This window comes from Janthinobacterium foliorum (assembly GCF_978021625.1).
In genome coordinates this window covers 173,825-199,006 of record NZ_CDXDQE010000012.1, presented here as the reverse complement: position 1 = coordinate 199,006, position 25,182 = coordinate 173,825, and the positions used below count along the sequence as shown (strand labels likewise).

Genomic DNA, 25,182 nt, shown 5'->3' with positions numbered 1-25,182 from the left:
GACCTACGCGTATCGACGGATATCAGGCAGTAGGTCGGATTAGGCTCGAAGAGCCGTAATCCGACAGCATCATTGGCATAGACCCGGCAAGAAAGCTTAAACGGCGTCCGGGCCGGTCTCGCCCGTGCGGATGCGGATGACCTGCTCCACGTCGCGCACGAAGATCTTGCCGTCGCCGATCTTGCCCGTGCGGGCCGCCTTGATGATGGCGTCGACCACCAGCTCCGATACGCTGTCGTCCACCACCACTTCGACTTTGACTTTCGGCAGGAAATCGACCACGTACTCGGCACCACGGTACAGCTCGGTATGGCCCTTCTGGCGGCCAAAGCCCTTCACTTCCGTCACGGTCAAGCCCGTAACGTTCACATCGGCCAAGGCTTCGCGCACTTCGTCGAGCTTGAATGGTTTGATGATGGCTGTAATCTGCTTCATGGCTTTCTCCTTATTGATAATCGTCAATTCTTCACCCACTGGCTTAACGGGACCCCGCACAAGCGTAGCGAGCAAGTGCACTACCGGCTTGCGTAGCGCAGCCGACCTTTGGTACGGTGCGCAAGGGAGGACCGGCAGTGCGCTGCGCTGCAGCTTGGACGGGCCTCCCGCCTTATTCGTAAAACTTGGAGGTAATCGGGTAGCGCCAGTCGCGGCCAAAGCCCCTGTGCGTGACGCGGATGCCCACCGGCGACTGGCGACGCTTGTACTCATTGATCTTGATCAGGCGCGTGATTTTCGCCACGTCGTCCGGCGGGTAGCCAGCCTCGATAATGTCGGCGATCGGCCGGTTTTCTTCCATGTACAGCTGCATGATGCCGTCGAGTATGTCATACGGCGGCAAGGAATCCTGGTCCAGCTGGTCGGCGCGCAGTTCAGCCGACGGTCCGCGCGTCAGGATGCGCTCGGGAATCACCTCCGACACACTGTTGCGGTATGCACACAAACGGTACACCAAGGTCTTGGCGATATCCTTGATGACGGCAAAGCCGCCCGCCATGTCGCCGTACAGGGTGCAATAACCGACGGCCATCTCGCTCTTGTTGCCGGTCGTCAGCACGATGCTGCCATGCTTGTTCGACAAGGCCATCAGCAAGGTGCCGCGGATGCGCGCCTGGATGTTCTCTTCCGTCGCATCTTCCGCCAGTCCGGCGAACTCGTCAGCCAGGGTGGCGCGGAAGGCGTCGAAGGTTTGCTTGATCGGAATTTCATCGTAGCGCACATTCAGGCGTTTTACCATGTCGCGCGAATCGATCCACGAGATATCGGCCGTAAATTGCGACGGCATCATGACGGCGCGCACCTTGTCGGCGCCCAGCGCATCGACGGCAATGGCCAGGGTCAGGGCGGAATCGACGCCGCCCGACATGCCGATCAGCACGCCGGGGAAACCGTTCTTGCCGATGTAGTCGCGCACGCCCAGCACCAGCGCCTGGTACACCTGCGCTTCCGTCGTCAGCGGCGCGGCCAGGGCTTGCGGCACGGGCGCGGCGCCGTCGAACTCGACGAGCTGCAAGTCTTCCTCGAAATGGCGCAGCTGGGCGCAGATGGTGCCGGCCGCATCCATGACGAAGGAGTCGCCATCGAAAATCAGTTCATCCTGGCCGCCCACCAGATTGGCATACACGAGGGCCATGCCTTGCGCGCTGACGTTGCGGCGCATGGTGTCATAGCGCAGGTGCTGCTTGTTCATGTGGTATGGCGAACCGTTCGGCACCAGCAGCACTTGCGCGCCAGCCGCGCGGGCGCGCATGGGCGCGTGCTCGAACCACGTGTCTTCGCAGATATTGATGCCGAAACGCACGCCTTTCACGCCAAACACGAAAGCCTGGTCGGACGACGTGAAATAGCGCTTTTCATCGAACACTGTCGTGTTCGGCAAGTCGTGCTTGCGGTAGGTGCCCAGCACTTCGCCGTTCAGCAGCACGGAGGCGGCGTTGTGGCGCACGCCCTTCTCATCCTGCAGGGGCAGGCCCACCACCACGTGCAAATCCTTGAACTGGGCCAGGTCGGCGGCCAGCCCCGCAAACGCTTCCTGCGTTTTTGCGTAGAATGCATTGCGCAGCAACAGGTCCTCGGGTGGATAGCCGACCAGCGACAGTTCCGGCGTGAGCACGATATCGGCGCCCGCTGCAAAGGCGCGGCGGGAAAGGTCGAAGATCTTGGCACGGTTGCCGGCCAGATCGCCGACCGTACTATTCATTTGAGCAATTGCGACTTTGACTGTCATGATGATGGAAATTTCGTTTTATTAAACAAGACGGTGGCGCACAGGCCGGTGGTGGCGCCCCGAGAGTGATGAATGCACACTACAACAATGAATTATCGCACGGCTATCGTCTCGACCCTGGCTGAAATTGGCGAAGCGGCCTGGACAGACCTGCTGGCGCGCCAGCCAGACGCCAATCCCTTCCTTTCCTACGCTTTCCTGCATGCGCTGCACGAATCGGGCTGCGCCAGCGCGGACACGGGCTGGCAGCCGAATTACCTGGTGCTGTGGGAAGGCGAGACCCTGGCCGCCGCCCTGCCCCTGTATGTGAAGCTGCACTCGTATGGCGAATACGTGTTCGACTGGGCCTGGGCCGATGCTTATCAGCAGCATGGCCTGGAGTATTACCCGAAACTGCTGTCGGCAATTCCGTTCACGCCCGTCAGCGGCACGCGCCTGCTGGCCCGCGATGGCGAAGCGCGCGCCGCCCTGCTGGCCTTTTTGCAAGCGCAGCAGCAAGCGGCCGGGGTGTCATCCACGCATATCCTGTTCCCGCCGGAATCCGAAGCGCGCCAGCTGGCGCAAGCCGGCTACCTGCTGCGCAGCGGCGTGCAGTTTCACTGGCTCAATCCCGGCTACAGGGATTTCGAGCAATTCCTCGCCACCCTGGAACCCAAGAAGCGCAAGAATATCCGCGCCGAGCGGCGCAAGGTGCAGGAAGCCGGCGTGGCCATGCGCCAGGTGCGCGGGGTGGCGGCGACGGATGCCGACTGGCAGCTGTTCCACCGCTGCTACAGCAATACCTATGCGGAACACCGCTCCTCGCCTTATTTGTCGCTGGACTTCTTCCGGCGCATCGGCGCCAGCATGCCGGAAAACATCTTACTCGTGATCGCCGAGCGCGACGGCCGGGCCATTGCCGCCTCGCTGGTGATCCACACGGGCGACACCCTGTATGGCCGCTACTGGGGTGCGCTGGAACACGTGCCCTGCCTGCATTTCGAAACGGCGTACTACCAGCCGCTGGAGTTTTGCATCGCCAGCGGCATCGCCACCTTCGAGGGCGGCGCGCAGGGCGAGCACAAGATGGCACGGGGCTTCCTGCCGCAAAAGACCTGGTCCGCCCACTGGCTGGCGCATCCCGCCTTCGCCGACGCCGTGCAGCGCTTCCTGGAACGCGAACGGGGCGGCATCGATGCCTATCTCGATGAATTGACCGAGCACAGCCCGTTTCGCGCCGCACCGCCCCTGTAACGCACAAGCGCTCCCGGCCAGGTGGCGGGGAGCGCTTATGGTCACGGCCGAGGAACGGGAATCAGGCGGCCGAGCGCCCCGCGCCGGAACCGAAGGTGCCGTCCTTTTTCAGCTTGTAGGCGCGCCATGCCAGGCTCAGCAGCAAGATACCCGTCAGCAAGGCGTACACGCCGATCATCCATACCAGCGCGAAGGTGCCGGCGGCGGGGAAGACGAGGATCAGGATGCCGAAGGCGATGGAAATAATGGCGTTGAGCACCAGCAGCCATTCACCCCGGATGGCCTTGCGCAGGCGGATCGCCAGCACGATATCGAACACGCCCGAGATCAGGGCGTTGACGCCCATCATGACGATCAAGGCAAAGGTCGTCAGCAGCGGATAGATGATGGTCAAAATGCCCACGGCCAGGCCGCAGATGCCCAGCAGCAGCAAGGCCCACCAGTCGCCGCCATGCTTGCGGTTGCTGAAGGCGCCGACGATGGAGGCGCCGCCGCCCAGCAGCGCATACACGGCAAACACGGTCAGCAGCGACAACACCGTCACGCCCGGCAAGGCCAGGGTGATGACGCCAAAGGCGACTGCCGCCAGGCCACGCAGGGCCAGCACCCACCACGAGCGCATCAATAAGTGCTCAGTATACATACCACCTCCCGTTCAAAGCATTGCAAAGTTAACTTTTCGATAATATTTCAGGCGTGTGCATGCCGTCCAATCCATCGGAAAGAGTTATGTTGTGGCAATAAAAAAGCGCACCCGGCCATCATAGCAGGGTGCGCTTTTTACTCGCACACGACAGACTACCGGCGGCTAGCCGCCGGCGCTGCGGGGAATCACTGGCTCAGGAAGCTGCCTTTTCGGCTTCCGCCTTGTAGGCGGCAACACCGCCCAGGATTTCTTCCTTGGCCACGTCAGGACCATACCAGCCGTCGATCTTGACCCATTTGCCTTTTTCCAGGTCTTTGTAGTGCTCGAAGAAATGCTGGATCTGGCGCAGGCGCAGCTCATTCAAGTCTTCCGGCTTTTGCCAGTGGCTGTAGATCGACAGGACCTTGTCGACTGGCACGGCCAGCACTTTTGCGTCTTCGCCCGACTCGTCGGTCATTTTCAGCACGCCGATAGGGCGGCAGCGCACCACCACGCCAGGGATCAGCGGGAATGGGGTAATGACCAGCACGTCGACCGGGTCGCCGTCCGGCGACAGGGTGTTTGGCACGTAGCCATAGTTGCACGGGTAATGCATGGCGGTACCCATGAAGCGATCGACGAAGATCGCGCCGCTTTCCTTGTCGACTTCGTACTTGATCGGATCGGCGTTCATCGGGATTTCGATGACGACGTTGAAATCGTTCGGCAGGTCGCGGCCGGAAGAGACGTTATTCAAACTCATGGATTTTCCTCATTATGCGGATTGTGTTTTAACGGCGTAATTATAGAGAAGTCGGCTGGGCTTGTGCGCCGCAGCACATAAAAAAGAGCCCGTTTTCTTTTGGGAAACGGGCTCTTTCGCTGACTCTGGCACTTATCTGACGACTGGCTTACAGAATTGTTGCCAAGGCGCACTGCCGGTAATGCGCGGCCGCTTGCTCGGTTTGCTGCAAGGCATCGTGCATCTGCGCCAGCTTCAGGTGCGCCTCGCGCACCATCTGCGGCTCGTTCGCATCCGACAAGGCCTGCTCCAGGTGGCGCTGCGCCTTGCCCCAGAGTTTTTGCTTCAGGCACAGCGAACCCAGGGTCAGCGCCAGCTCCGCATCCAGCGGACGCTGCTTCAGCCACTGTTCGCAATGCTCGATCTGCAGCAGCAGGGCCGGCGTGCCGGCCGGCGCCGCCGCTTCGCGGTAGGCGCGCACCACGCGGTCGTCCCAGTCGGCGGCCAGCGATTCTTCGCACACCAGGCGCGCTTCGTCGTGCAGGCCGCGCGCGTTCAGGGCCGTGGCGGCGCGGCAGGCGATGTAGGGCTTGACCCGGTCGCTGCTCGGCACGGTGGACCAGACGCGCATCAGGGACTCGGCGTCGTGCGTGGGATCGGACAGCAAATGGTCGTACGCCAGCTCGCGCAGGCGCGACGACAGGGCCGGATGCAGGGCCCGGTGCTTGTCGAGCGAACGCACGAGGCGCAGCACTTCCGGCCAGTTCTTCGCCTGCTGCTCCGCTTTCAGCGACCATTGCAGCGCGTGGATATGGCGCGTGCCGCTGGCGTTGAGCTCGCGCACGGCGGCCAGCGCCGCTTCCGGCTGATGGTCGTCGACCAGCAATTCCGTCACCGTCATCAGGCGCGCCGTTTTCAGGCTCGCATCGCCTTCGACGCGGGCCAGCCAGCTGTCGCGGCGTTCCGACTGGCGCATGCGGTGCGCGGCGCGCGCGCCGATCAGCGCGGCCAGGCCGGCGTTTTCTTCCAGTTCGGCGGCGCGCAGGGCGGCCTTCTCGGCATGGCCGAAACGGCCTTCAAACAGGGCTTTCAAGGCTTCGCGCAAGCCCTTGTTGCCATCGCGCTCACGCTTGCGCTGGCGATAGGCGGCCACTTGCGCCGGCATCCGCACGGTGGCGCGCACGGCGCGCAGCAGGAAATACAGCAGCGCGAACAGCAGCACCTGCAGCAGCAGGAACAGATTGAGCGACAAGTCGATGCGGTACGGCGGATAGAACAGCACCACGTTGCCAGGATTAAAACGGGCCGTCACGGCGATACCGATCGCCGCGGCCATCAGGGCGAGTAACCAGAGAAATAGACGCATGGGCTCAGGACTTCGCTTTGTAGTTGCGCACAGCCGTCAGGCTGTCGGACAAGGTCGGCATTTCGATGGCCAGGTTGCTGGCCTGCACCTGGCGCAGCAGGGCTTGCGCCGTCTGCGTGCTGCGGGCGCGCGTATCGAAATACTTCGCCAGCGCATCCTGGGCGGCGATCAAGTCGTTGCGGAACGCCGTTTCATTGCGCGACAGCAGGGCCATGCGGGCATTCAGCAGGCGCAGCTTGACGTTTTCACGCAGGAAATACGATTGCGTCGGCGACAGCATCAGCGCTTCCGGCGTGTCGACGCGGCGGATGCGGATCAACTGGCGCACGTCGCTCCACATGTCGCTGCTCCATGTGTCCCAGCCATCGCGCACTTTCTGCAGCAGCGGTTCCGGCGCCGGCGGCCCCACCAGCTTGCCGGCGGCATCGCGCGCCGGCTTGGCCTTGCCCGGCTTTTCCGGCGCGGCCGGCAAGGCCGGCGTTTCGTCGGACAGCATCGGCAAGGCATCGATCTGGGCGATCACGGCGTCGAGGCGCAGGGCCACGCCCGTCGAATCGACGCTGGGCAGGGCCTTGAGTTTTTCCATGTCGCGGCCGATGGCGCGGCGGATGGTGATGAATTGCGGCTTGTCCGAGCGCGACAGGCTGCGGTCGGCGTTTTGCAGGGCGATCAGCGCGCCCGGCACGTTGCCGGCCAGTTGCAGCTGCTGGCTGGCGGTCGACAGCACTTGCTCGATTTCCGTCAGCGCCCACTCGTCGCGGTTCTTCGACAGGTCGTTATACAGTTGTTCAAGCGCCAGCTGCTGGCTCTGGGTTTCGCTCTGGCGGTTTTCCAGCGCCCCCACCTTGATTTGCAGCTCTTTCGTGCCTTCTTGCACGGTGCGCGCCAGCACGCCCGTTTCGGCATTGCTGACATCGCCTTTTTGCAGGCGCTTGGCCACTTCTTCGCGCAGGCTGCGGATCTGCTTGCTGGTCGACCAGCTTTGCGCGGCCAGCAGCACCGCCAGCACGATGACGGCGATACTCATGGGCTTTTGCAACTGCTCGAGCAAGCTCGGCGCGCGGCCAGCGGATTGGTCGGCCGCCTGCGGCGCCGTCTTCACGGCGCTGCCAGGCGATGCATTCGTTTCGGAGATGGTAGGCATTTCGTTCATGGTCGTGATTGTAACGCGGCGAGCACTCCTGCGTCGCCTGATCCTGTCAAGGTGACCCGGGCAAAGCCCAGGGCGGCCGCCGTTTGTGCAATGCGGGCGTGTGGCACGATCAGATGCTGTTGTTGCATTTTCACAACAACCCCTTTTTCACTGCCGCTTTCATCGAGCGCAGCCAGCAATTCCAGCAAACCGCGCAGCGCTTCCGAGCTGGTGATGATCCAGTCGTTATTATGCTGCAACAAGTTTTCCAGGGTCGCCCGCAACGCTGGCGTCAAGGCCGGCACCTGGCGGCGGTAGGCGGTGACGAACTCGACAGTTGCGCCCGCCGCGCGCAAGCCGTCGGCCAGGAAGTCGCGTCCGCCATCGCCGCGCACGATCAGCGCGCGCTTGCCGCGCAGGGCCGGCAAGTCCAGCGCCAGCAGCAAATGTTCGGAATCGCTGCGCGCCGTGTCCAGCGGGCTGGTGATGCTGGCGTTGGCGTCCGTGACGCCGTGCGCGGCCAGGGCCAGACGGCTGCCCTCGCCCACCACGGCCAGCGGCACGCCGGCCGGCCAGGCGGACAGATGCGCGAAGACGCAGTCGATGGCGTTCGGCGAGACGAACACCACCAGGTCGTACTCGGGCAGGCGCGCCAGCACGGCTTGCAGCTGCGCGCGCTCCTGCCCGCCATCGAGGGCGTGGATTTCCAGCAGCGGCAGCAGTTGCACGGGCAAGCCCAGCGCGGCGACCTTGGCGGCCAGCGGCCCCGCTTGCGCCGCGGGCCGCGTGATCACCACGGTGTCAGGCATGCGGCGCCAGGCCTTCATGGTTGTCTGGCGTGACGGCGCACGAGGCGAGGATGCCGGCGGCATCCTGCCCGCGCAGCAATTCGGCCACTTGTTCGCCCAGCAATTCCGGCCCGCTGGCGGGGCCGCTGACATCGGCGCTGGCCATGCGCGCGCCATCGGGCGTGGCAACCATGGCGCGCAGGCGCATCTGTTCGCCATCGACCGTGGCAAATGCGGCCAGCGGAATCTGGCAGCTGCCGCCGAAAATCTTCGACACCTTGCGCTCGGCCGTGACGGCCTGCGCCGTGTCCGCGTGGTTCAGCGGCGCCAGCAGGCGCAGCAGATCGGCGCTGTCCGCCCGGGCGCTGCGGATCTCGATCGCCATGGCGCCCTGGCCGGCGGCCGGCAGGCTGTTTTCCGGCGCCAGCACGGCGCGGATGCGCGACGCCAGGCCCAGGCGTTTCAGGCCGGCGGCGGCCAGGATGATGGCGGCATAGTCGCCACGGTCCAGCTTGCCCAAGCGCGTGTCGAGGTTGCCGCGCAGGGGCAAAATCGTCAGGTGCGGGTAGCGCGCGGCGATCAGCGACTGGCGGCGCAGGCTGCTCGTGCCCACCACGGCGCCGTGCGGCAGCGCATCGAGGCTGGCGTAGTCGTTCGAGACAAAGGCGTCGCGCGGATCTTCGCGCTCGAGGATGGCGGCCAGGGCAAAGCCTTGCGGCAACTCCATCGGCACGTCCTTCAGCGAATGCACGGCCAGGTCGGCACGCCCTTCCTCCATCGCCACTTCCAGTTCCTTGACGAACAGGCCCTTGCCGCCTACCTTGGACAACGCGCGGTCGAGAATCTGGTCGCCGCGTGTGGTCATGCCGAGAATTTCAACGCTACACTGTGGATACAATGCGGCCAGGCGCGCACGCACATGTTCAGCTTGCCACATGGCAAGACGGCTTTCGCGCGTGGCGATCACCAGTCGGGAAGGAATATTCGGGGTCAATTCGGATGCTTTCAAAACAAGTTCTTTCGCTGTCGCTATCGTTGTCATTATGATTGGCGTGGCCGGATATTCATTTGTACCTGAATGGCGTCCGGCCTCGCTATAATCGTTATCCCTTTGCCTACACGGCCAAGTCAGGCTAGCGTCCATGTTGAAGACCACAAATTTTATCATGCGCCCCCTCCCCCCTGCGGCCAAACGCCCGGTGCGATCTTCATTCCCTTGCTTTTACACTTACTTTGGTTCTTTATTATGCTCAATGACGCAGTAGCACCAGAAACAGTTCCACCGGCCGGCGCCGACAAGGATGCGCCCCTGAAAGAAGATATCCGCCTGCTGGGCCGCCTGCTGGGCGACGTGCTGCGCGAGCAGGAAGGCGACGCCGTCTTCAACGTGGTGGAAACCATCCGCCAGACGTCCGTGCGCTTCCGCCGCGAAGCCGATGCGGACGCGGCGCTGGAACTGGACGCCATGCTCAAGGAACTGAGCCGCGAACAGACCATTTCCGTGGTGCGCGCCTTTTCCTATTTCTCGCACCTGGCCAATATCGCGGAAGACCAGCACCACATCCGCCGCCGCCGCGCCCACTTGCTGGCCGGTTCGCCCGCGCAAAAGGGCAGCGTCAGCTTCGCGCTGAAAAAGCTGCGCGCCGCCGGCGTGTCCCGCAAGACGGTCGATACTTTCTTCCAGGATGCGCTGATCGCCCCCGTGCTGACGGCGCACCCGACGGAAGTGCAGCGCAAGAGCATTCTCGACGCCGAGCACGACATCGCCCGCCTGCTGGCCGAGCGCGACCTGCCGCTGACGCCGAAGGAACGCCACGCCAACATGCAGCTGCTGCGTTCGCGCGTGTCCACCCTGTGGCAGACGCGCATGCTGCGCTATTCGAAGCTGACGGTGGCCGACGAAATCGAAAACGCCCTGTCCTACTACCGCATCACCTTCCTGCGCGAACTGCCGGGCCTGTATGACGACATCGAGGACGATATCGCCGCCGAATACCCGAACGGCGACGGCACGGTCGAACCGATCAATGCCGCCTACGTGCAGATGGGCAGCTGGATCGGCGGCGACCGCGACGGCAATCCGAACGTCAACGCGGGCACCATGCAGCATGCGCTGGCACGCCACGCCACCACCATCCTCGACTTTTACCTCGACGAAGTGCACGCCCTGGGCGCAGAACTGTCCGTCTCGACCCTGATGGTGGGCGTCAGCGCCGACCTGCAGGCGCTGGCCGACCAGTCGCCCGACGCCTCGCCGCACCGCAGCGACGAACCGTACCGCCGCGCCCTGATCGGCATCTATGCGCGCCTGGCCGCCACCGCCCGCGCCCTGGGCGCCACCAACATCCTGCGCAAGGAAGTGGGCGCGGCGGCGGCCTACCCCGACGCGGCCGCCTTCGTGCTGGACTTGCGCACCATCGTCGCGTCGCTGGAAGCGCACCACGGCGCCGCCCTCGTGCGCCCGCGCCTGGCCACCCTGGCGCGCGCGGCCGACATCTTCGGTTTCCACCTGGCTTCGCTGGACATGCGGCAAACTTCCGACGTGCACGAGCGCGTGCTGGCCGACCTGTTCGCCAAGAGCGGCGTGGCGGACGACTACGCGGGCATGGCCGAGGAAGACAAGCAAGCGCTGCTGCTGAACGAACTGGCGCAGCCGCGCCTGCTGTATTCGCCCTACATCGCCTACGCCACGGAAACGGATGCCGAACTGGCGATTTTGCGCGCGGCGCGCGACATCCGCCAGCGCTACGGCGCGCGCGCCATCCGCAACTACATCATCTCGCACACGGAAACCGTCTCCGACCTGCTGGAAGTATTGCTGCTGCAAAAGGAAACGGGCTTGCTGCGCACCGACTGGCAGACTGGCGACAGCAGCTGCGAGCTGATGGTCATCCCCCTGTTTGAAACCATTCCCGACCTGCAGCGCGCGGCCGGCATCATGAGCCAGGTGATGGCGCTGCCGCTGGTCCAGCAGCTGATCGCCAGGCAGGGTCAGTTGCAGGAAGTCATGCTCGGCTATTCCGACTCGAACAAGGATGGCGGCTTCCTCACGTCCAACTGGGAGCTGTACAAGGCGGAACTGGCGCTGGTCGCCGACTTCCAGAAGGCCGGCGTCAAGCTGCGCCTGTTCCATGGCCGTGGCGGCACGGTGGGCCGGGGCGGCGGACCCAGCTACGAAGCCATCCTGGCCCAGCCGCCGGGCACCGTCAACGGCCAGATCCGCCTGACGGAACAGGGCGAGATCATCGCCTCGAAGTTTTCCAATGCGGAAATCGGCCGCCGCAACCTGGAATTGCTGGTGGCGGCCACGCTGGAAGCGAGCCTGGCGCCGCAGGAAGCCAATCCGGCCCGCACCAGCCAGCTGGCGCAGTTCGAAGCCGTCATGGCGCAGCTGTCGGACCTGGCCTACCATGCCTACCGTGACCTCGTGTATGAAACCCCGGGCTTCACGGAGTATTTCTTCTCCGCCACGCCGATCGCCGAGATTGCCGAACTGAACCTCGGTTCGCGCCCCGCCTCGCGCAAGGCCAACCAGCGCATCGAAGACTTGCGCGCCATTCCCTGGGGCTTTTCCTGGGGCCAGTGCCGCTTGCTGCTGCCGGGCTGGTTCGGCTTCGGCAGCGCCATCCACGCCTGGATCAACGGGCCGGACGGCGCATCGAAGGATGACAAGATCGCCACCCTGCGCGCCATGCATGCCGATTGGCCATTTTTCGCCACCCTGCTGTCGAACATGGACATGGTGCTGGCCAAGACGGACCTGGCCATCGCCTCGCGCTACGCGGAACTGGTGGCCGACCAGGGCTTGCGCGAGCGTATCTACAAGCGCATCACGGACGAGCATGGCAATACCCTGCAATGCCTGGAGCTGATCACCGGCAATACGGAACGGCTGGCCGGCAATCCGCTGCTGGCCCGCTCGATCCAGAACCGCTTCGCCTATCTCGATCCGCTGAACCACTTGCAGGTGGAATTGATCAAGCGCAACCGCGCCCTGTCCAGCGAAAGCAAGATCGACGAAAGGGTCCACCGTGGCATCCAGCTGTCGATCAACGGCGTGGCGGCCGGCCTGCGCAATACGGGCTAAGGCAGGCGCACGGGTGAAAACCAGGCCGGCGCCCGCAACGCCGGCTTTTTTTGATTTCCCGTTGGAAAAATATTCTCAATAAAACAACAAAAGCATTACACTAGCGTCGGATACTTTCCCACTCCGGCGCCTGGCGTCCGGCAGCGGCCAACCAAGACGCCAGGGGCGCGCATGAGCAAATGGTCGATCGAAACGCTGAGTACGGCATGTGCCGCCCTCGTCCTGATCTTGCTGGGCTGGCTGGCCGGCATCGCCTGGCAGGAACTCGAGTTCTGGGAACATGTCGGCCTGGCCTTGCTGTTGCTGGCGGCCACGGGCATGGCCATGTGGCTGATGCGCAGGCTGCGCGCCCACCTGGCCAGCACGCGCCAGCAGCTTGACGCCAGTGCCATGCGCTACCGCGACCTGGCCGAGACGGCGCAGGACGGCATGTGGCAAACGGATGCGCAAGGCACCATCGTGCATATCAACCAGCGCCTGTGCGACATGCTGGGCGTCGGCGCGGACAGCCTGCTGGGCCACAAGATGAGCGAGTACCACGACGAAGCCACCCTGCAGCGCCTGTGCCCGCTGCGCCGCGCCGCCGAGCAAAGCTGCATGGGAGAACTGCAGTACCTGCACGGCGACGGCACGCAGCGCTGGGCCATGCTCAGCGGCCGGCGCCTGTACGACCGCCAGGGCCGCCTGACGGGCGCGCTCGTGCTGATCAACGACATCACGGAACACAAGCGCGCGGAACAGGCATTGAGCCTGGCCCATGCGGAACTGGAAAACCGCGTGGCCCTGCGCACGGCGCAGCTGCTCGATGTCAATACCCAGCTGTCCGCCGAAATCGCCATGCGCGCGCAGACGGAAGCGGCACTGGCCCGCAGCGAAGAGCGGCTGCAGGACATCATCTCGATGATGCCCCTGTCGCTGTTCCTCAAGGATGCCGATTCGCGCCTGCTGCTGATGAACCAGGCCTGCGAACAGCAATGGGGCGTGCAGTTCCAGGACATCGCCGAGGGCCGCGACTTGCGGCACTTTCCCGCCGAGCAAAACGTGGGCTTCCACTCGGCCGACCAGCAGGCGTTTGCCAGCCGCAAGGTCGTCATCCGCGAAGAGCTGGTATGGAACGCCCAGCTGCAGGAAAACCGCCTGGTGCAGACGCATAAAAAACCCGTCTTCGATGCGGACGGCAAGCCGCAGATGATCATCGCCATGGGCATCGACATCACGGAAAGCAAGCGCAACGAGGAAAACCTGCAGCGCACGCTGGCCCAGCTGCGCGAGCTGACCGACCACCAGCAGACCATCAAGGAAGAGGAGCGGCGGCGCATCGCCCTCGACATCCACGATGACCTGGGACAAAACCTGATGGTGCTGCGCATCGATGTCTCGCTGCTGCACGCGCGCACCGCCATCACGCATCCGCGCCTGCACCGCCATGCGCAGCGCGTGCTCGACACCATCGACGCCACCATCCGTTCCGTGCGCACCATCATCAACGACTTGCATCCCAGTACCCTGGAACTGGGGCTGGGGCCGGCCGCCGAATGGCTGATACGCCAGATGGAGAGCCGCGGCGCCATCCGCTACCGCCTGCGCATCGCCAGCGACGCGCCGCATCTGGGCCTCGACCAGCGCCAGACATCGGCCATCTTCCGCGTCCTGCAGGAATCGCTGTCGAACATCGTGCGCCACGCCCAGGCCAGCGAGGTGGACGTGGCGCTGGCACAGGATGAAGACGCCATCGTGCTGCGCATCAGCGACAACGGCATCGGCATGCAGCCGGGCGACGATGGCAAGCAAGCCGCCTTCGGCCTGAAAAGCATCCGCGAGCGCGTGCACGCGCTGGGCGGCGAATTGCGCATCGACAGCCAGGCGGGCCAGGGCACGGCGCTGGCGATCCGCCTGCCACAGGCGCACTGCGGCCACAGCCAGGGCATGAAAGCCGAAAAGTTACCAAAAATAGTAGCAAATTAGGTATGCGTCGACAGCATAAAAACGTATAGTGAGTTTTTTCTTTGAGGAAACTACCATGCCGCCACGGTCCTCCTGCTTTCCCGCCACGCCGCTGCCACGCCTGGCCCTGCTGCTGTTGCTGTCCATAACGCCCCTTGCCGGCGCCAGCATCTATGCCGAACATGGCTTCGGCGAAAAAGGCGGCGATGGCAGCATCGCGTCCGACCTGAACCCGGCGGGCCTGGTGGCCGGCATCATCACGGAAGAGGAAGGCCGGCGCCGCGCCGTGGTCTACCAGCACGGCCGCATCCGCGAACTGGGCACCCTCGGCGGCAATGAAGGTTTCACCAAGGCCATCAATGCCCACGGCGTGGTGGTCGGTTCCGCGCAGACGGCCAGCGGTGCCTGGCACGCCTTCCGCTACGAGGAAGCGGCCGGCATGCGCGACCTGGGCACCCTGGGCGGCAACAGCAGCTATGCCACCGCCATCACGCGCGACGGCCGCGTCGCCGGCTATGCCGATACGAGCGGCGGCGATTTCCATGCATTTGTCACGCAGGCCGACCACAGCCTGCAAGACCTGGGCACCCTGGGCGGCGCCAGCAGCTATGCCAGCGGCCTGAATGCGCATGGCGTGGTGGTGGGCACGGCCCAGCGAAGCGACGGCTACCGCCGCGCCTTCGTCTACCGCCCCGGCGAGGGCATGCAGGAAATCGGCACCCTGCCAGGCGGACGCATCAGTTCAGCCACCGCCGTCAATGATGCGGGCCTGGTCGTGGGCGCGTCGGAAACGGAAAAACGCCGCTGGCATGCGTTCGCGTGGGATGGCAAGCGCATGCTCGACCTGGGCGCCATGATCGGCCAGGGCGACAGCTACGCCACGGCCGTCAATGCGGCCGGTCACGTCGTCGGCAGCGTCAGCATCAACGGCTATGAACCGATGACCTTTGTCTACAAGGACGGCGTGATGACGGTACGCCGCCGCGACGACGGCCTGTACCTGACCAACAAGATCACGGATGCGGGCCTGGTGGTGGGCGCCGTCTACACGGGACATAAATTCCAGGCCTTCGCCGTGCCGTCGCAGGCATCGCCGGCGCCGCGCCGCAGCAACCCGCTGGACTGGCTGGTCATCACCTTCCTAATCTCCGCCAGCGGCGTGCTGCTGTACAAGCTGCAGCGCCGCCACCGCGCCGGCCTGGCGGGCCAGCGCATGCATTTCCTGTAAGGACGCGCGCGGCACGGGCGTAAAAAAAAGGAGGCTCGCGCCTCCTTCTAAATATACTCAACAACGACCACGACGCCTGACAGGACCGTCGCGAGCGGAAGTGAATTGTGGCCGAGACGCGGAACTGTACTTTAGTACAGTGAGCATCGCAGGCCGCAAGTCACGACGCGCAGCAGGTTCTGACAGGTGTCTCTAGTTCTGCGTCAGGAAGGTCTTCAGCTTGTCCGAACGCGAAGGCTGGCGCAGCTTGCTCATGGCTTTCGCTTCGATCTGGCGGATGCGCTCGCGCGTCACGTCGAACTGCTTGCCCACTTCTTCCAGCGTGTGGTCGTTCGACATTTCCACGCCGTAACGCATACGCAGCACTTTCGCTTCGCGCGGGGTCAAGGAATCGAGCACTTCCTTGATCACGTTGCGCATCGACGCGTGCAGCGCGGCGTCCAGCGGCGCCAGGGTCGTGTTGTCTTCGATGAAGTCGCCCAGCTGCGAATCGCCATCTTCGCCCATCGGCGTTTCCATGGAAATCGGCTCTTTCGCGATCTTCATGATCTCGCGCACCTTGTTTTCCGGCATTTCCATCTTGACGGCCAACGTTGCCAGGTCCGGCTCGCTGCCCGTTTCCTGCATGATCTGGCGCGAGATGCGGTTCATCTTGTTGATCGTTTCGATCATGTGCACCGGCACGCGGATGGTGCGGGCCATGTCGGCGATGGAACGCGTGATGGCCTGGCGGATCCACCAGGTGGCGTAGGTCGAGAACTTGTAGCCGCGGCGGTATTCGAACTTGTCCACGGCCTTCAGCAGACCGATGTTGCCTTCCTGGATCAGGTCAAGGAATTGCAGGCCGCGGTTGATGTATTTCTTGGCGATCGAAATGACCAGGCGCAAGTTGGCCACCGTCATTTCGCGTTTCGCGTGACGGGCGCGCTTTTCGCCGGCAGCCATCTGCTTGTTGATCTTGCGCAAGTCAGCCAGCGGCAGGGCCACGCGGGCTTGCAGGTCGATCATCTTCTTTTGCAGTTCCTTGACGGCAGGCACATTGCGGCTGAGGATGGCGCTGTACGGATACTTGCAATCGACTTCGCGGTCGACCCATTCCAGGTCGCATTCATTGCCCGGGAAGACCTTGATGAAGTGGGCGCGCGGCATGCCGCATTTGTTCACGCACAGTTCCAGCACGGCGCGTTCGATGTGGCGCACTTCTTCCATCTGGCCGCGCAGGGTGTCGCACAGCTTTTCCACGACCTTGGCCGTGAAGCGGATGCCCAGCAATTCCTGCGAAATGGCTTCCTGCGCCTTGATGTAGGCTTTCGAGTTATAGCCCTCGGGCGCCTTGCGCATCTTGTCATACTGCGTCGAAATGACGTTGAATTTCTCCAACGCATTCTTTTTCAGCTGCGCCAGCTGTTCGCTGGAGAAACCGGCCGCGCCGCCATTGGCGTCGCCGTCTTCTTCCTCGGCTTCCTCTTCCTCTTCATCCTCGTCGCCGGCAGCGGCGGGCGCGGCGGCAACGGCGGGCGCCGGGGCATTGCTTTCGTTCAGGTCGACGAAGCCGTCGACCACTTCATCGACCTTGATTTCATCGCGCGCGATTTTTTGCGACAGCGCGACAATTTCGCCGATGGTGGTCGGGCAGGCGGAAATGGCCTGGATCATGTCTTTCAGGCCGCCTTCGATGCGCTTGGCGATCTCGATCTCGCCTTCGCGCGTCAGCAGCGCCACGGCGCCCATTTCACGCATGTACATGCGCACGGGATCGGTGGTGCGGCCGAAGTCGGAGTCGACCGTCGACAACGCGGTCGCGGCAGCCGCTTCCACTTCATCGTCGCTGGTAACGGTGGCGACGTTGTCTGTCAACAACAGGCTTTCCGCGTCAGGGGCGCGCTCGTAGACGGCGATGCCCATGTCGTTGAAGGTGGCGATGATGCCTTCGATCGCTTCCGGATCGATGATGTTTTCCGGCAATTGGTCATTGATCTCGGCATAGGTCAGGAAGCCGCGTTCCTTGCCCATGTTGATCAGGCCCGTGATCTGCTTGCGGCGGCGTTCCAGGTCCGCTGCCGATGCCTCCGGATCACCGAGCGCGTCGGCCAGGCCGCCCTTGGCCTTGCGGTCGCGCGCTTTCGACACGGCCTTCAGTTCGGCGCGTTCGACGGCGTTCAGTGCGGCCACTTCATCGTTTTCCGGCGTGAATTCGCTTGGCTTGCGGCCACGGCGGCCTGGCACCTTGACGGTCGGCAGGAAGTAGTTCGACGTATCGATGGCGGCCAGGGCGTCGGCGTCCGTGGTCTTGCTGACCACTTGCGCGCCCGTGATGATGGTCACGGGTGCCGCTTCCGGCTTGGCGCGCACGACTTTCGAGCGGGCCGCCGTCACCACTTTATTCGTGGCGGCGCTTTCGCTGACCTTGCGCGGCGCCACGGCCACCTTGGCGGCCGGGGCGATTTTCACGCTTGGCACCTTGGCCGGCGCCGCTTCGACAGGCTCGGCAACCGGCTCGGCTGCCACGGCGGCAACAGGCGCTTCCACTGCCGTTTCGGCTGGCGGCACGGCGGCCAGGCGCGAGCGGCTTTTCTTCACCACGGTGACGACAGTCGGCGCCGTCGTGACGGTGGCTTCCGGATTCGCTTGCGCATTATCGATGAAGTAAGATAAAGTCGTTTTTGGTACGGCAAGCGGCGCCGCGGCTGGGCGTGGCGCCTTGGCGGACAACGTTAAAGTTTTTGGCGTATTCTTCATGAGATATCTCTTAATGCGAGACCAGATGGTGTCGGCGCGAAGTGAATGATTCCACCTAAGCCTGCGAAACCGGACTCGATGGAGCGTGTTGTTGCGGCTGCCGTCAACGGCAGCGGCGCCTGTTTATCGGAACGTTCAAAGCCCGCGCCTCCGGCATGCGGAGCGGCGGGGCCGAAGCCGGGTCAGATAAATAAGCGATGTACATTGCGGAATGAAAAAAAGCCCGTACCAGAACGGGCTTGAATCTATTGTTGTTCATTGAAGACACAGCGGAGAGCAAGAGTATGCACGAAGGCCAGTTATCTGGATAATTGATAAACGGAATGTCCGATATCAAAAATACCAATAATTGTCGCCCTGCACCGCACTGCTCCTATCCCCTGCACACCTGAGCCAGACCATCAAAAACCGGGCCCGGTCATCAGCGCAAGCCGACATTATACACATTTCCCGTATTTCGCGCTGTGTCCGCTGTAGCGCGAAGCCACTTATCGCAGGTCAAGTTGCCAAAAAAGACAATGCACTTGCCTGTGGCGCGTGCTATGCTCCCCTTTTATAGCCCAACCAATGATGTCGATGACCAGCTCCACGCCAGACCAGCAAGCCACCACTCCTGTCACGCCAGCAGATGCAGCCCCAGCGGCGGCACCGGCCGCGACGGCCACACCGGCACCCGCCGGATTGACCGCGCGCGCCCTGTTGAAGCAGTTCCAGGAGCAATTCACGCCTTTCCGCGATTGCCTGCCCTTGTCGATCGGTATCGACAAGCAGATCCTGGCGCGTCTGCCAGAGCTGGACCGCAAGCTGATGCGCACGGCGCTGGGCATCCACACGGGTTCGCTGCGCTACCTGCGCGTGATGGAAAAAGCCAAGGTACGCTACGACCTCGACGGCACAGCCGGCGCGGAAGTGACGCAAACCCACCGCGACCACGCCACGCAAGTGCTGCAGCAGCGTTTCAAGAAAGAAGCCGAGCGCAAGAAAGCCGAACGCGATGCCGCAGCGGCCGAGGAAGCGAACCGCTTGCGCCTGGAAAAACTGAATCAGCTGACCGCGAAATTCTCGCGCAAAGGCTGATCCGGTTTCATGGAGACAGCCGCCGCGCCGCCCCTGCCGCCCTACCAGGGCATAGCACTCGACCATGTCAAGCTGGTACGCACCAGTGACGATGCCAAGGCCGCCATGGCTGCCTTGCTGGCAGCGGACGCCATCGGCTTCGATACGGAATCGAAGCCGACTTTCGTCAAGGGCGAGTCCTCCACGGGGCCGCACCTGATCCAGCTGGCCACCGACGACATCGCCTACCTGTTCCAGGTGGGCGCCACGCCGGCACCTGCCCTGGCCGAACTCAAGGCCATCCTCGAATCGACTACCACCCTGAAGGTGGGCTTTGGCCTGTCCGACGACGTCAAGCGCCTGCGCGCCAAGCTGGGCATCGCCCCGGCCCAGGTGCTCGACCTGTCCGTCGCCCTGCGCGGCGGCCAGCGCAACGACCTGGGCGCGAAAACGGCCGTGGCCAAGTTCTTCGGCCTGCACCTGCAAAAATCGAAAAAGATCTCCACCACCAACTGGGCCACGTCGCGCCTGACGGAAAAGCAGATCCTGTACGCGGCCGACGATGCGCAAGTCGCCTTGCGCGTGTACCGCCGCTGGATCGCCGACGGCGGCAAGGTGGCGCCGCAAAAAGCGCCCCGCGCCAGCACGCCGCCGGCGCCGCCAGTAGCGGCCTGAGCCAGCCACACCAGCCAGGCACCGCCCAGTTTTTTCATGGCTAAAAACACATCCGTCGGCACCAGCCCCGCGGCGATCGCCGCCGCCGAACAGGCGCTGGGACGGCCGCTGCCTGCGTCCTACGCGCATTGGCTGCTGGCCAACAATGGCCGCGCCCTGGGCGCCCTGGTCATATTTCCCGTCTACGACGCGGACCATGCGCGCAAGACGTGGGAATCGATAGTCCGCCACTACCGGCAAGACTGGCAGGCATGGCTGGAAAATGCAGGTGATGCGGAGCATGATGGCAGCGCCCTGCTGCCCTTCGCCCAGTTCGGCACGGGCGACTACTATTGCTTTGACTATGCGCAAACGGGACTGTCCGGCGAACCGGTGGTCGTGCTGTGGTCGCACGAAACGGGCGCCACCAGCACGGTGGCGCCCGACTTCACGGCATTCCTCGCCATGCCCGGCCGTCCCGGCTGAAGCGGGACGGCCGGCGCCGCCTTATTTGACGATGCGCCAGGTCAGCGGGTAGCGGTACGTGACGCCATTGCTGGCTTTCACCGCCGCGACGATCGAGCACACCAGATTGGCCAGCGCCACGACCCAGAACAGGAAAATGCCGATGATGACGAAGGTCAGGATGAAGCACGCGATGTACCAGAGGATCAGGGTGATCTGGAAATTGAGCGCTTCACGGGCATTCTCGGCCGAGAATGTATCCGCATCATCCTTCTTGATCAAATAAATGATCAGCGGCGCTACCCAGCTGGTGAACAGCCCGCCAATATGGGACAGAATGGCGATCGTCGTGTCCTGCGTACGACCCACTTCCGGCTGCGAGTTTTCCATTATCATTCCCATCATTAGTTATAGATACACCAATATAACAGTAATATTTCTTTTTGGAATGAAACACTTGTTTGCAGCAGGGACTTTTTTCTCGCCTAAGACGCCGCCGCCAGCGCCAGCCGCCCCAGGGTGGCGATGGCCGCTTCCATCTGCCCGTTCCACGGGTGGCCGTAATTGAGGCGGATGCAGTGGCGAAACGCCCGCGTGGCGGAAAAGATGGGGCCGGGCGCGATGCTGATGCCGGCCGCCAGCGCGCTGCGGTGCAAGGCCAGCGCGTCGATGCCTGCCGGCATCTCGACCCAGACGAAATAGCCGCCCTGCGGGCGCGTGACCCGCGTGCCGGGCGGAAAGTGCACGGCGATGGCTTGCAGCATGCTGTGTTGCTGCGCCGCCAGGGTCAGGCGCAGCTGGCGCAAGTGGCGCTCATAGCCGCCCTGCGCCAGGTAATCGGCCAGCGCCATCTGCAGCGGGATGGGCGCGGACAGGCTGGTGGTCAGCTTCAGGCGCTCGACCTGGCGCGCGTAGCGCCCCGCCACGGCCCAGCCCAGCCGGAAGCCGGGCGCCAATGTCTTGGAAAACGAGCTGCAGTGCATGACGAGGCCCGCGCTGTCATGGCTTTTCGTCAGCCCGGGGCGCTGCTTGCCAAAGTACAGCTCGCCATACACGTCATCCTCGATCAGCGGCACGCCATGCCGCGCCAGCAATGCGACCAGTGCGCGCTTCTTTTCCGGCGGCATCAGGCTGCCCAGGGGATTCTGGAAGGTCGTCATCAGCCAGCACGCCTTGGGCCGGTGGCGCAGCAGCGACTCTTCCAGCGCCGCCAGGTCGACGCCGTCGCGCGGGCTGGTGGCGATCTCGACGGCCTTGAGTTCCAGCCGCTCCAGTGCCTGCAGGCAGGCATAGAAGCTGGGCGACTCGATCAGCACCGTGTCGCCGGGCCGCGTGACGGCTTGCAGGCACAGGTTCAGCGCTTCCAGCGCCCCATTCGTGATGACGATATCGTCGCTGGATACCAGCACGCCGCCCTGCTGGTAGCGCAGGGCGATCTGGCGGCGCAGCTCCGCATTGCCCAGCGACAGGTCCGTGACCGTGCTCCACGGGTCGAGGCGGCGCATGCTGGCCGAGACGGCCCGCGCCAGCTTTGCCATTGGAAATAAATCCGGGCTGGGAAAGGCCGAGCCGAAGGGCACGATGTCGCGCGCGCCCACGGCGCCCAGTACCTCGAACACCAGGTCGCTGACATCGACGGTGGTGCTGGCGTCGACGGGGCGGGAACTGTCCGGCTCGGGCGCCAGCGCGGCGCGCTGCGGCGCCACGTAATAGCCGGAGCGGGGACGCGAGACGATCATGCCGCGCGCTTCGAGCAGGTAATACGCCTGGAACACCGTGGACGGACTGACGCCGCGCCGCGCATGCTGCTGGCGCACGGACGGCAGCTTGTCGCCGGGCAGCAGCAGCTGCGTGGCTATCATCGCGGCCATCTCGTCCGCCAGCACTTCATATCGCTTCAAGCTCACCCCAGCATCCCCTAAAACTGATCCGTAGTTTTTCCGCACAACTGATCCTGTTCCAATATCCACCCACAGTATATCCTTGGCAATGATGCCAGCAGCCCCGGCCAGCCCAGACAGGTGACACTTACATGCGATTTTCCATTTCCAGGCTTCCTTTCTTGCTTGCCGGCATGGCAGCCCTGCTGCCCGGCTTGGCCATGGCGGCCCCGGCCACCGTGCCGGACAGCCTGGAACAGCGCATCAAGGCGTGCACGGCATGCCATGCACAGCAGGAAAAGCATGACGCCTTCTTTCCCCGCATCGCCGGCAAGCCGGCTGGCTACCTGTACAACCAGCTGCTGAACTTCCGCGAAGGCCGGCGCCAGTATCCGCTGATGAACTACATGGTGGAGCACCTGCCGGACGCCTACCTGCGCGAGATCGCCGAGTACTTTGCGGCGCAGCACCCGGCCCCGCCGCCGGCCCAGCCCAGCGGCGCCGGCGCGGCGGCCCTGGCGCGCGGCAAGCAGCTGGTGCTGCAAGGCGATGGCGGCAGGAAGATTCCCGCCTGCATCGCCTGCCATGGCCAGCAGCTGGCCGGCGTGGCGCCCGCCATTCCCGGCCTGCTGGGCTTGCCGCGCGACTATATCAACGCCCAGCTGGGCGCCTGGAAGAATGGCATCCGCCGCGCCCACGCGCCCGACTGCATGGCGCAGGTGGCGCAGCGCCTGTCGGATGCGGACGTGGGCGCCGTCTCGGCCTGGCTGGGCACGCAGGTGGCCAGCGCCGACGCGCGTCCGGCCAGCAGCGTCACCTTGCCGCTGCCGCTGCACTGCGGCGGCGTCCCCGGTTCCAGCGCGCAGGTGGCGCCATGAAAAAAGGGATCATCGCGGCGGGCCTGGCACTGATCGCGGGCGCCAGCGCCGCCTTCCTGCTGTACCCGAAAGACGATCTGGGGCCGCCGGCGGCCGCCAGCACCTTGAACCCGCAGCAGTTGATCGAACGCGGCGCCTACCTGGCCAGGGCGGGCGACTGCATGGCTTGCCACACGGTGCGCGGCGGCGTGGCCTACGCGGGCGGACGCGCCTTGCAGACGCCGTTCGGCAAGGTGCTCTCGCCCAACATCACGGCCGACAGGGAAACGGGCATCGGCAGCTGGACGGCCGACGATTTCTGGCGCGCCATCCACAACGGCAAATCGAAGGATGGCCGGCTGCTGTACCCTGCCTTCCCGTACACCAACTACACCAAGGTGCGGCGCGAAGACAGCGACGCCCTGTACGCCTACTTCCAGAGCGTGCCGCCGCACCGGCAGGCGAACCGGCCGCACGAGTTGCGCTTCCCCTACAACCAGCAGCTCGCGCTGGCCGCCTGGCGCGCCCTGTATTTCAAGCCGGGCGTGTATCAGCCCGTCACGGCGCAAGGCATGGAATGGAACCGCGGCGCCTACCTGGTGCAGGGCCTGGGCCACTGCAGCGCCTGTCATAGCAGCCGCAGCACCCTGGGCGGCAGCGACGGCGGCCTGTCGGGCGGCCTGATCCCCGTGCTGGGCTGGTATGCCCCGTCGCTGACGTCGGATGCGGAAGCGGGCCTGGGCGACTGGGACACGGCGCATATCGTGGAACTGCTGCAAACGGGCGTCTCGCCGCGCGCCACCGTCTTCGGCCCCATGGCCGAGGTGGTGCGGCAAAGCCTGCAGCATATGAGCACGGCCGACGTGCAAGCCATGGCCGTCTACCTGAAGAGCCTGCCCGGCCCGGCACAGCCCGCACCGCGCGTGCCGCGCGGCGCGTCGGAGCCGGCCAAGCGGCAACTGGCGCTGGGGGCGAAACTGTATGCGGCGCAATGCGCCAGCTGCCACCAGGACGATGGCAAGGGCGTGCCGCCCGGCTACCCGCCGCTGGCCGGCAACCGCGCGCTGACCACCGCGTCCGCCGTGAATGCCATCCGCCTGGTGCTCAACGGCGGCTTCGCCCCCGGCACCAGGGGCAACCCGCGCCCGTACGGCATGCCGCCTTTCGGTCCCGTCATGGACGATACGGAAGTGGCGGCCGTGGTGACGTATCTGCGGGCGTCGTGGGGCAATGATGCGCCGGCCGTGAGCGCGCTGGAAGTGAACAAATACCGCAGCGTGCCGCTGGAATAGGCGCATATGAAAATAAAAAAACCGGCCAGCGCCGGTTTTTTCACGTCAAGCCGCCGTTTTCAGCGGAACTTGCTTTTATGACCCGTCTTCAGGTCCAGCGCAAACCGCACGCCGTTGTCCGTCAGCATGACTTCATCGGGCGGTTCCTCGCCGGCCAGGGCGCCGTCGATCAGCGGCAAGCCTTCGCCTTTGCGCATCAGGTCGTTACAGCGTTCGTACACATTGGCGCAGCCCGTCGACGCCATCAGCGATTGCACGATGGCCACTTTCCACGCATCGACGCCGCCCGCATTGAATTCGCAGATCAGATAGCCTGGCACGCCGCCGAACAGCTGCACCACCAGGCCCGGCAAGCCCTCGTCCTCGCCCTTGATCAGGGTCAGCAGCTGGTTCTCGCCCGCCTTCCTGATGGCTGGCAGCTTTTTCTCGATGGCGGCCTTGACCCGGCGCTTGATCAGCGCGTGGTCGACGGGCTCGTCTTCCTTGAAGCTCCAGATGCGCGCGCGGATCTGCGACTTCGAATTGTAGGCGGCGCGGGCAATGAACTGCTTCGACGAGCTTTGCACGATGGCCGTCGAGCCGGGCTTCATTTTCTCCTGCGGCTTGCCGTCGACTTTTTCAATCGCGGAGGCGTAAATCCACGATTGGCCCAGCAAGCTCTTTTCCTTGCCCTGTTTGATGGTGATGATCAGCATGTAATTCCAGTAGTGGGACCGGCGCGTGCCGGTCGTCGTATGTCCAATACCGGCATGATACCTCATGCCATCCTGTCGCATCTTGCTGCATTCTGTGCCGCCGGCATTGCAGTCTGTCGCAGCGCCCTGCGCGGCGGGGGCCGGCTGGCATACCATGCAGTCAGACCAAATCCAA

The 25,182-nt window shown here is 64.2% G+C and carries 21 protein-coding genes; 9 read left to right on the top strand and 12 right to left on the bottom strand.

Annotation, left to right across the window (positions count from 1 at the left end):
* Nucleotides 1-96 precede the first annotated feature (96 nt).
* Nucleotides 97-435, bottom strand: a complete 339-nt coding sequence (locus ACZ92H_RS22590; protein ID WP_034758685.1) for a P-II family nitrogen regulator — start codon at nucleotides 433-435, stop codon at nucleotides 97-99.
* 172 nt (nucleotides 436-607) lie between these two features.
* Nucleotides 608-2,224 carry an NAD+ synthase gene (locus ACZ92H_RS22585; protein ID WP_465051087.1) on the bottom strand — a complete coding sequence of 539 codons (1,617 nt, stop codon included), beginning with the start codon at nucleotides 2,222-2,224 and terminating at the stop codon, nucleotides 608-610.
* An 87-nt stretch (nucleotides 2,225-2,311) separates the two neighbouring features.
* Between ACZ92H_RS22585 and ACZ92H_RS22580 the strand changes: the two genes are divergently transcribed.
* Complete coding sequence (locus tag ACZ92H_RS22580; RefSeq protein WP_465051112.1) at nucleotides 2,312-3,457, top strand: GNAT family N-acetyltransferase; 1,146 nt, start codon at nucleotides 2,312-2,314, stop codon at nucleotides 3,455-3,457.
* A gap of 61 nt (nucleotides 3,458-3,518) precedes the next feature.
* Here the strand turns inward: ACZ92H_RS22580 and ACZ92H_RS22575 are convergent, their stop codons facing one another.
* The 6 genes from ACZ92H_RS22575 to hemC form a co-directional block, all read right to left on the bottom strand.
* Nucleotides 3,519-4,100 (bottom strand): HdeD family acid-resistance protein, encoded by a 582-nt coding sequence (locus tag ACZ92H_RS22575; protein ID WP_131377595.1) that lies wholly within the window; start codon nucleotides 4,098-4,100, stop codon nucleotides 3,519-3,521.
* A gap of 196 nt (nucleotides 4,101-4,296) precedes the next feature.
* The gene (ppa, locus tag ACZ92H_RS22570) at nucleotides 4,297-4,845 is read right to left on the bottom strand and encodes an inorganic diphosphatase (RefSeq protein ID WP_131377598.1); all 549 of its coding nucleotides are present in this window, start codon (nucleotides 4,843-4,845) and stop codon (nucleotides 4,297-4,299) included.
* A 148-nt stretch (nucleotides 4,846-4,993) separates the two neighbouring features.
* Nucleotides 4,994-6,190, bottom strand: a complete 1,197-nt coding sequence (locus tag ACZ92H_RS22565) for a heme biosynthesis protein HemY (RefSeq protein ID WP_131377601.1) — start codon at nucleotides 6,188-6,190, stop codon at nucleotides 4,994-4,996.
* A 4-nt stretch (nucleotides 6,191-6,194) separates the two neighbouring features.
* On the bottom strand, nucleotides 6,195-7,343 hold the full coding sequence (locus ACZ92H_RS22560) for a uroporphyrinogen-III C-methyltransferase (protein WP_131377604.1): 1,149 nt from the start codon (nucleotides 7,341-7,343) through the stop codon (nucleotides 6,195-6,197).
* Nucleotides 7,340-8,131, bottom strand: a complete 792-nt coding sequence (locus ACZ92H_RS22555; RefSeq protein ID WP_131377607.1) for a uroporphyrinogen-III synthase — start codon at nucleotides 8,129-8,131, stop codon at nucleotides 7,340-7,342. The genes ACZ92H_RS22560 and ACZ92H_RS22555 overlap by 4 nt, the downstream gene beginning before the upstream one ends.
* Nucleotides 8,124-9,152, bottom strand: a complete 1,029-nt coding sequence (hemC, locus tag ACZ92H_RS22550; RefSeq protein WP_465051086.1) for a hydroxymethylbilane synthase — start codon at nucleotides 9,150-9,152, stop codon at nucleotides 8,124-8,126. Before hemC ends, ACZ92H_RS22555 begins: the two co-directional genes overlap by 8 nt.
* 204 nt (nucleotides 9,153-9,356) lie before the next feature.
* On the opposite strand from hemC, the gene ppc reads away from it, so the two are divergent.
* The 3 genes from ppc to ACZ92H_RS22535 all read left to right on the top strand — a co-directional run bounded on the left by ppc (nucleotide 9,357) and on the right by ACZ92H_RS22535 (nucleotide 15,369).
* The gene (gene ppc / locus ACZ92H_RS22545; RefSeq protein ID WP_465051085.1) at nucleotides 9,357-12,197 is read left to right on the top strand and encodes a phosphoenolpyruvate carboxylase; all 2,841 of its coding nucleotides are present in this window, start codon (nucleotides 9,357-9,359) and stop codon (nucleotides 12,195-12,197) included.
* 171 nt (nucleotides 12,198-12,368) lie between these two features.
* Nucleotides 12,369-14,162 carry a PAS domain-containing sensor histidine kinase gene (locus ACZ92H_RS22540; RefSeq protein WP_465051084.1) on the top strand — a complete coding sequence of 598 codons (1,794 nt, stop codon included), beginning with the start codon at nucleotides 12,369-12,371 and terminating at the stop codon, nucleotides 14,160-14,162.
* Between the two features lie 55 nt (nucleotides 14,163-14,217).
* Nucleotides 14,218-15,369 (top strand): HAF repeat-containing protein, encoded by a 1,152-nt coding sequence (locus ACZ92H_RS22535; RefSeq protein ID WP_465051082.1) that lies wholly within the window; start codon nucleotides 14,218-14,220, stop codon nucleotides 15,367-15,369.
* A 192-nt stretch (nucleotides 15,370-15,561) separates the two neighbouring features.
* Here ACZ92H_RS22535 and rpoD read toward each other — a convergent pair whose 3' ends face one another.
* Entirely contained in the window at nucleotides 15,562-18,108 is a 2,547-nt protein-coding gene (gene rpoD, locus ACZ92H_RS22530; protein ID WP_131377625.1) for an RNA polymerase sigma factor RpoD, read from the bottom strand.
* Between the two features lie 576 nt (nucleotides 18,109-18,684).
* On the opposite strand from rpoD, the gene ACZ92H_RS22525 reads away from it, so the two are divergent.
* Genes ACZ92H_RS22525 through ACZ92H_RS22515 form a run of 3 tightly spaced genes read left to right on the top strand, consistent with a single transcriptional unit; the run spans nucleotide 18,685 to nucleotide 20,304 of the window.
* Complete coding sequence (locus ACZ92H_RS22525; protein WP_465051081.1) at nucleotides 18,685-19,185, top strand: ProQ/FINO family protein; 501 nt, start codon at nucleotides 18,685-18,687, stop codon at nucleotides 19,183-19,185.
* Between the two features lie 9 nt (nucleotides 19,186-19,194).
* On the top strand, nucleotides 19,195-19,839 hold the full coding sequence (locus ACZ92H_RS22520; RefSeq protein ID WP_131377631.1) for a 3'-5' exonuclease: 645 nt from the start codon (nucleotides 19,195-19,197) through the stop codon (nucleotides 19,837-19,839).
* Nucleotides 19,840-19,875: 36 nt separating this feature from the next.
* Entirely contained in the window at nucleotides 19,876-20,304 is a 429-nt protein-coding gene (locus ACZ92H_RS22515; RefSeq protein ID WP_465051080.1) for an SMI1/KNR4 family protein, read from the top strand.
* 21 nt (nucleotides 20,305-20,325) lie between these two features.
* Here ACZ92H_RS22515 and ACZ92H_RS22510 read toward each other — a convergent pair whose 3' ends face one another.
* Entirely contained in the window at nucleotides 20,326-20,673 is a 348-nt protein-coding gene (locus tag ACZ92H_RS22510; RefSeq protein ID WP_465051079.1) for a DUF4870 domain-containing protein, read from the bottom strand.
* Between the two features lie 95 nt (nucleotides 20,674-20,768).
* The gene (locus tag ACZ92H_RS22505) at nucleotides 20,769-22,184 is read right to left on the bottom strand and encodes an aminotransferase-like domain-containing protein (protein WP_465051111.1); all 1,416 of its coding nucleotides are present in this window, start codon (nucleotides 22,182-22,184) and stop codon (nucleotides 20,769-20,771) included.
* 173 nt (nucleotides 22,185-22,357) lie between these two features.
* Here ACZ92H_RS22505 and ACZ92H_RS22500 point away from each other — a divergent pair, with 173 nt between their 5' ends.
* Together ACZ92H_RS22500 and ACZ92H_RS22495 are read left to right on the top strand one after the other, a co-directional pair.
* Nucleotides 22,358-23,041 carry a c-type cytochrome gene (locus ACZ92H_RS22500; RefSeq protein ID WP_465051078.1) on the top strand — a complete coding sequence of 228 codons (684 nt, stop codon included), beginning with the start codon at nucleotides 22,358-22,360 and terminating at the stop codon, nucleotides 23,039-23,041.
* Nucleotides 23,038-24,312 (top strand): c-type cytochrome, encoded by a 1,275-nt coding sequence (locus tag ACZ92H_RS22495; RefSeq protein ID WP_465051077.1) that lies wholly within the window; start codon nucleotides 23,038-23,040, stop codon nucleotides 24,310-24,312. Before ACZ92H_RS22500 ends, ACZ92H_RS22495 begins: the two co-directional genes overlap by 4 nt.
* A gap of 59 nt (nucleotides 24,313-24,371) precedes the next feature.
* Here ACZ92H_RS22495 and ACZ92H_RS22490 read toward each other — a convergent pair whose 3' ends face one another.
* Nucleotides 24,372-25,007, bottom strand: coding sequence for a class I SAM-dependent rRNA methyltransferase (locus tag ACZ92H_RS22490; protein ID WP_131377644.1), 636 nt, complete (start codon nucleotides 25,005-25,007; stop codon nucleotides 24,372-24,374).
* Between the last annotated feature and the right edge of the window lie 175 nt (nucleotides 25,008-25,182).

What these genes read in the sequence shown, in the direction of transcription:
- ACZ92H_RS22590 (WP_034758685.1), bottom strand. Translation starts at nt 435, where the DNA reads ATGAAGCAGATTACAGCCATCATCAAACCATTCAAGCTCGACGAAGTG.
- ACZ92H_RS22585 (WP_465051087.1), bottom strand. Translation starts at nt 2,224, where the DNA reads ATGACAGTCAAAGTCGCAATTGCTCAAATGAATAGTACGGTCGGCGAT.
- ACZ92H_RS22580 (WP_465051112.1), top strand. Translation starts at nt 2,312, where the DNA reads ATGAATTATCGCACGGCTATCGTCTCGACCCTGGCTGAAATTGGCGAA.
- ACZ92H_RS22575 (WP_131377595.1), bottom strand. Translation starts at nt 4,100, where the DNA reads ATGTATACTGAGCACTTATTGATGCGCTCGTGGTGGGTGCTGGCCCTG.
- ppa (WP_131377598.1), bottom strand. Translation starts at nt 4,845, where the DNA reads ATGAGTTTGAATAACGTCTCTTCCGGCCGCGACCTGCCGAACGATTTC.
- ACZ92H_RS22565 (WP_131377601.1), bottom strand. Translation starts at nt 6,190, where the DNA reads ATGCGTCTATTTCTCTGGTTACTCGCCCTGATGGCCGCGGCGATCGGT.
- ACZ92H_RS22560 (WP_131377604.1), bottom strand. Translation starts at nt 7,343, where the DNA reads ATGAACGAAATGCCTACCATCTCCGAAACGAATGCATCGCCTGGCAGC.
- ACZ92H_RS22555 (WP_131377607.1), bottom strand. Translation starts at nt 8,131, where the DNA reads ATGCCTGACACCGTGGTGATCACGCGGCCCGCGGCGCAAGCGGGGCCG.
- hemC (WP_465051086.1), bottom strand. Translation starts at nt 9,152, where the DNA reads ATGACAACGATAGCGACAGCGAAAGAACTTGTTTTGAAAGCATCCGAA.
- ppc (WP_465051085.1), top strand. Translation starts at nt 9,357, where the DNA reads ATGCTCAATGACGCAGTAGCACCAGAAACAGTTCCACCGGCCGGCGCC.
- ACZ92H_RS22540 (WP_465051084.1), top strand. Translation starts at nt 12,369, where the DNA reads ATGAGCAAATGGTCGATCGAAACGCTGAGTACGGCATGTGCCGCCCTC.
- ACZ92H_RS22535 (WP_465051082.1), top strand. Translation starts at nt 14,218, where the DNA reads ATGCCGCCACGGTCCTCCTGCTTTCCCGCCACGCCGCTGCCACGCCTG.
- rpoD (WP_131377625.1), bottom strand. Translation starts at nt 18,108, where the DNA reads ATGAAGAATACGCCAAAAACTTTAACGTTGTCCGCCAAGGCGCCACGC.
- ACZ92H_RS22525 (WP_465051081.1), top strand. Translation starts at nt 18,685, where the DNA reads ATGACCAGCTCCACGCCAGACCAGCAAGCCACCACTCCTGTCACGCCA.
- ACZ92H_RS22520 (WP_131377631.1), top strand. Translation starts at nt 19,195, where the DNA reads ATGGAGACAGCCGCCGCGCCGCCCCTGCCGCCCTACCAGGGCATAGCA.
- ACZ92H_RS22515 (WP_465051080.1), top strand. Translation starts at nt 19,876, where the DNA reads ATGGCTAAAAACACATCCGTCGGCACCAGCCCCGCGGCGATCGCCGCC.
- ACZ92H_RS22510 (WP_465051079.1), bottom strand. Translation starts at nt 20,673, where the DNA reads ATGGAAAACTCGCAGCCGGAAGTGGGTCGTACGCAGGACACGACGATC.
- ACZ92H_RS22500 (WP_465051078.1), top strand. Translation starts at nt 22,358, where the DNA reads ATGGCAGCCCTGCTGCCCGGCTTGGCCATGGCGGCCCCGGCCACCGTG.
- ACZ92H_RS22495 (WP_465051077.1), top strand. Translation starts at nt 23,038, where the DNA reads ATGAAAAAAGGGATCATCGCGGCGGGCCTGGCACTGATCGCGGGCGCC.
- ACZ92H_RS22490 (WP_131377644.1), bottom strand. Translation starts at nt 25,007, where the DNA reads ATGCTGATCATCACCATCAAACAGGGCAAGGAAAAGAGCTTGCTGGGC.